A 5,656-nucleotide genomic window follows, 5' to 3' on the forward strand; every position below is an offset into this window, starting at 1 on the left:
GGGACCGCCTAGGGTCGTGCTCTGTCGTGCCGCCTTGTTCGACGAAGCGTTGTGTTCGTCAGCAGCAGAGAAGCGAGATTATGCGGTGTTTTGCGATGTTCGTCAACTTCTTTTTCTTTCCACCTTTCGCTTGCATCCTCAAAGGAGTGCGACTGCGTCGGGCGAAACAAGACTATAACAAAACGATGACATAGCCCGCAAGGGCAGTTGCTCGCTTGCGACAGCTTCACCTCCACAGCTGAGGGCTCTCGACAATAGCCCCAGGCTATCAATTTCTTCAATTTAAATTGCTTTTCTCTATAAACAAGAATCACTATCATTTGGCCTCACCGTAGTGATAACGATGCAAGAGAGGAGTCCATCATGGCCGTCGCAGCGAAGAAAACCAGCCAGGTCATCACCCACATGGCGATCGCGTTTGCGATCGCCTATGCGCTGACCGGCTCGATCGTCCTCGGCGGCCTTGCGATCATCATCGAGCCAGTGATCAACGTCTTGCTGCTCCCTTTCCATGAAAAGGCATGGGCCGCATTCCGGCTGCGGGCGACGGCCGGTCGCAGCCGTTATCTGGCCGTCGTCGGCGAGAAACTGAGCCAGACCGCCATGCACATGGTGGTCGCCTTCTCCGTCATGTATCTTGCGACCGGCTCGCTGGCCTTCGGCGGCATGGCCGCCGTGCTGGAACCTGTCTGCAACGTTCTGCTGCTACCTGTGCATGACCGCTTCTGGGACAGAGTCGAGCTTCGCCTCAGCGGCAAACTGGGCCTCGTCTGAAACCGGGACCGCGTGACAACGGTCCGTTTTACGCGTGCTAGTCGTCGCTTCGCCAAATCGTGTAATTCCGCTCTTTCCGGTGTTACACTGTCGGCCCAATCCCTAAGCACAGCCGGCATTGCATACCTGTGCGATCCCCTAGTGCTTCTACCACGACGAGGCAATCATGAGTGAGATCGCTTGGCCCGCCTGTCACGGCGACACGGCCCACCTGATTCGCACGCGCGACTGGAGCACCAGCTCTCTCGGTCCACTGGAACAGTGGCCCAGCACCCTCCGCATTCTCGTCGAAGTCGTCTTGCGCGCCCCTGTCGGCATGGCCCTTGTGTGGGGTGACGACAGAACGCTTATCTATAACGATGCCTATGCGGTCATTGCAGGCAGCCGGCATCCCCGTGTCTTCGGCATGCCGGTGCGCGATGCCTGGCCCGAGGCCTGGGAAGACTTCAACAAGCCGGTGCACGACGCCTGCTTCGTTGGCGAAGTCCAGACCTTCCAGGACAAGCACTTCGTGCTGGATCGCGACGGCACGCCGAAAGACGTCTGGTTCGACCTCTATTACACGCCCGCGGTCGACGAACACGGGCAGGTGCGCGGTGTCCTCGCCACCGTGATCGAGACTACCGCGCGCGTATGCGGCGAACGGCAGCGTACGCGCCAGGAGGAACATCTCACCCAGGTCAACGCAAGCCTCGATGCGCTGCGCGCCAGACTGGAGCAGGCCAATCGCCAGCTGGCAGGCGACATGGACTTCCTCAACGAGTTGTTCCGCCAGGCCCCGAGCTTCATGGCGGTGGTGAACGGCCCCGATCACGTGTTCGAGCTGGCCAACGATTCCTATCTCCGGTTGGTCCAGCATCGGGACATCCTCGGCAAGCCGGTCAGGCAGGTCCTCCCTGAAGTGGTCGAACAGGGTTTTGTCGCCTTGCTGGACCAGGTGTATCGCGAGGGCGAGCCGTTTTACGGCCAGAACGTCGAGGTACAACTGGAGAGCGGCGGCGGTGAAGCCATGGAACGCCGTGTGCTGGATTTCCTCTACCAGCCGCTGAAGGATGCGAACGGCCAGGTCTGCGGGGTCTTCATCGAAGGCATCGACATCACCGACCATGCTCTGACCGAGGAGTGGCTGCGAGTAGCCCAGGAAGCCGGCGAGATCGGGACCTTCGAGTGGTATCCCGCCACTGGCCAGATGAAGGTCTCGGAGGCCTATCGCCGCCTGTGGGGATTCGACGCCGACACCGAGATTACCGCCGAGCGTCTCATCAGCCACATCGAGCCGTCGCACGGCCACCTGCTCGGCCCTAGCCGCCTTGGCAACGAAGACAATCCGATCGCCTACGCCGAGTACCAGATCCGTCGCGCCGATACGGGCGAGTGGCGATGGCTCGCGCGCCGGGGCCAGCCGGTCAGCGGGACGATGGCCGGTCAGCGCCGTTACCTGGGCGTGTCCTACGACATCACGGAGCGTAAGCGTACCGAAGACAACCTGCGTCATGCAGAAGCCGCCCTGCGGGAGCTGAACCTGTCGCTCGAACGCAAGGTCGTGCTGGAGGAAACGGAACGCGTCAAGGCGGAAGATGCGCTGCGCCAGGCGCACAAGATGGAAGCGGTGGGCCAGCTGGCAAGCGGCGTCGCGCACGATTTCAACAACGTGCTACAGATCATCTCGAGCAACCTGCAACTGATGGAACTCGACAGCATGGGCGAGCTGCCCGCCGCGCGCGTCGCGAGTGCCATCGCGGCCGTCGAGCGCGGGTCGAAGCTGTCCTCGCAGTTGCTTGCCTTCGCGCGCCGCCAGCCGCTGCAGCCCGTGGCCACCCATCTCGGCCGCCTGATTGCCGACATGGATTCGCTGCTGCTGCGCGCCCTCGGCGACCGCATCGAGGTCGAGATCCAGCAGCCGGCAGGCCTGTGGAATGTCGAAGTGGACCGCAACCAGCTGGAAAACGCGATCCTCAACATGGTCATCAATGCGCGCGACGCGATGTCGGGCGCCGGCCGGCTGACCATCAGCCTCGCCAACGCAGTTCTCGAGGACTCTGCGGGTGACCAGGTCTGCCTGTCGATCATCGACACCGGTTGCGGCATGCCGCCCGCGGTCGTGCAGAAGATCTTCGATCCCTTCTACACGACCAAAGGGCCAGGCCAGGGCACCGGCCTTGGGATGAGCATGGTGTATGGCTTCGTCAAACAGAGCGGCGGCGAAATCCGCATCCAGAGCCAGCCGGGCCAGGGCACCACGATCCTGATCTACCTCCCGCGCTCGCACAGCGACGTCGCCGATGTGCATGCGGCCGACGATGCGACCGTGCTCGGCGTAGGCGAAACCATACTTGTGGTCGACGATGACGCGGCGGTGGTGGCCGCAACCACCGACATGCTCTCGAGCCTCGGCTACCATGTGCTGCGCGCGGGCGACGCCCAGCAGGCGCTTGCGGTACTGCAGAGTGGCGTGCACGTGGACCTGTTGTTCAGCGATTTGTCGATGCCCGGCTCCGTCGACTGCGCGACGCTGGTCGCCCGCTGCCGCGATATCGCTCCTCACTGCGCGATCCTGCTGACGTCGGGTCACCTGCCCGACAAGGCGATCGAGGCAGGAATCGACCTGCTCCCGAAGCCCTACAGCCGCGAGCAGCTTGCACGTGCGATCCACCAGCAACTCGACGTCATGGCTCCCGCCTTGCCGTCGCCTGTTTCCCTGGCCGGCGCCGCGCTGGAGACGATGCCGGCGGGACGCCGCATTCTCGTGGTCGAGGACGATACCGATACGCGCGAACTCGCGTGCGAACTGCTGGCCGCGCTGGGACATGACGCCCGTGGCAGCGACTCGGCCGAGCAGGCCCTCTCGGTGTTGAACGAACGCGAGGTCGACGTCCTGTTCACTGACCTGAACCTGCCGGGCATGTCCGGCATCGAACTCGCGGCCCGCGCGATCGCGTCGCACCCTGCACTCAAGGTGATCCTCGCATCGGGAGAAGGAAAAGCCATTCAACTTCCGGCGGACAGCGGCATCATCGTACTGCCCAAACCCTACGACCTGCTACAACTGGAAGACAGCATCGCGCATGCCGCCATGCCAGCGACAACGCCTCTGCACTGAGCTCCCATGTCCCCAACTTTGACCGACTGCCGTGTCCTGCTGATCGACGACCAGCCCTTCAACGCGCAACTCCTGAACAGCATGCTCGCCACCGAGGCCGACATGACCATCGAATACCAGAGCGAATCCATACACGCGGTCCAGGCGGCGCGGGCATTCGCGCCGACGGTCATCATGGTCGACCTGCACATGCCCATGGTCGACGGCTTGAGCGTGATCCGCAGCCTGAAGGAGGATCCGGAGCTCGCGCCGATTCCGGTCATCATGCTGTCGTCGAACGAGAACCCGCACATCAAGGCGGACGGTTTTGCGGCGGGAGCGATGGACTACCTGGTCAAATGGCCGGACCGCATCGAGCTTGCGGCACGGGCGCGTGCTCATTCGCGCGCCTACCTGGCGATCCGCGAACGCGATCGCGCGATGCAGGCGCTCGCGGCAAGCCGGGCCGAATTGCTGGAACGGACACGCCAGTTGTCGGATGCCCAGGCATCGCTGCATGAGGCGCAGAAGATGGAAGCCATCGGAGAGCTCACCAGCGGTATCGCACACGACTTCAACAATGTGCTCCAGTTGATCAATGGCCATCTGCAGCTGCTCAAGGTATCGCATCGGGCGGATGAACGCACGGTGCGCCGTGTCGACGCCGCGTCGGAAGGTGTACGCCGCGGCGCGCGGCTGGCCGCGCAGCTGCTGGCCTTTTCACGGCCACAGGCCTTGGCGCCGATGACGCTGCACGCCGAGGTCTACCTGTGCAGCCTGAGGGGAATGCTGCAGCAGGTGCTGGGTGAGTGCAAATTGAGCATTTCCGCGAATGGGTCTTTGCCGATGGCGTCGCTCGACCCTACCCAGTTCGAAAAAACCATGCTTCACCTGGTGCAGAACTCTGCCGAGGCGATGGGAGCGGATGGCCGCCTGGTGATCGAGATCGAGACCGCGCGCCTTCCGGGCGCGAACGACGTCGACCCGGAATGGATGCGGATCAGGCTCGTCGACAATGGCTGCGGCATGAAGGAAGACGTACAGCGGCGCGCATTTGAACCCTTCTTCACAACCAAGACAGATAGCCGTCGCTCGGGGCTCGGACTGAGTCTCGCTTTCAGCTTCGTCAAACAGAGCGGCGGGCAGATCGAGCTGTCGGGAAGTCCGGGTGCTGGTACGACAGTGACGATGTATTTTCCTCCCGTGGCGCCGGACGCCCTGCCGGGTGAGCGGATGCGCAATGTGCTGGTGGTCGAGGACGAGGCGCCGGTGCGGGAAGCGAGTGCGGAAGTACTGCGCAAGCTCGGGCTGTGTGTGCTGGAGGCGGCGGATGGAGAGGCGGCGATGGGCTTCATCCGGCAAGGGCTGCCGATCGATCTGCTGTTCACGGACATCGTCATGCCGGGGAAGGTGCGCGGCCACGAAGTGGCGCAGGCGATGGAAGAGTGTCTGCCGGCTGCGAAGCTGCTGTTCGCTTCGGGGTATCCGGGCGATGCGGAGGAAGAGATCTTCCAGCGCGTGCAGTTGATGCATAAGCCGTATCGGCTTGATGAGATGGCGCAGGTGGTGAAGCGGTTGTTGGAGCTGGAGTAGCTGCTGGTTTGCTAGCGTGCGTTGAACTTGGGTTCCGGCCAAGGGGACGCCGAGTCCCGGAAGTCGTAGCCGCCAGTGGCGGGTACGACGTTTGTAAGCAGCAAGCCACAATAGTTATCGCGATTAGCGCACCTAAGCTCAAAACCGTCGTTTCCGCGAAGGCGGGAACCCAAGTTCGTCGCGTTTCGATAGCGCTTTTATGGACCCACA

General features: G+C 62.8%; 3 protein-coding genes. All 3 read left to right on the top strand.

All coding sequences use genetic code 11. The annotated features are described in order from the left end of the window. Positions 1-363 precede the first annotated feature (363 nt). The 3 genes from KBW95_RS24330 (at position 364) to KBW95_RS24340 (ending at position 5,446) form a co-directional block, all read left to right on the top strand. The gene (locus KBW95_RS24330; RefSeq protein WP_211529543.1) at positions 364-774 is read left to right on the top strand and encodes a DUF2061 domain-containing protein; all 411 of its coding nucleotides are present in this window, start codon (positions 364-366) and stop codon (positions 772-774) included. Positions 775-940: 166 nt separating this feature from the next. Further along, positions 941-3,874 carry a response regulator gene (locus tag KBW95_RS24335; RefSeq protein ID WP_211529544.1) on the top strand — a complete coding sequence of 978 codons (2,934 nt, stop codon included), beginning with the start codon at positions 941-943 and terminating at the stop codon, positions 3,872-3,874. A 6-nt stretch (positions 3,875-3,880) separates the two neighbouring features. Further along, a complete protein-coding gene (locus tag KBW95_RS24340; protein WP_211529545.1) occupies positions 3,881-5,446 on the top strand; it encodes a response regulator in 1,566 nt (521 codons plus the stop codon). The last annotated feature ends 210 nt before the right edge of the window (positions 5,447-5,656 follow it).

This window comes from Massilia sp. ZL223, from assembly GCF_018119395.1.
Taxonomy (GTDB): domain Bacteria; phylum Pseudomonadota; class Gammaproteobacteria; order Burkholderiales; family Burkholderiaceae_D; genus Telluria.

Coding starts and splice junctions, on each gene's coding strand:
- KBW95_RS24335 (WP_211529544.1), top strand. CDS start 941: ATGAGTGAGATCGCTTGGCCCGCCTGTCACGGCGACACGGCCCACCTG.
- KBW95_RS24330 (WP_211529543.1), top strand. CDS start 364: ATGGCCGTCGCAGCGAAGAAAACCAGCCAGGTCATCACCCACATGGCG.
- KBW95_RS24340 (WP_211529545.1), top strand. CDS start 3,881: ATGTCCCCAACTTTGACCGACTGCCGTGTCCTGCTGATCGACGACCAG.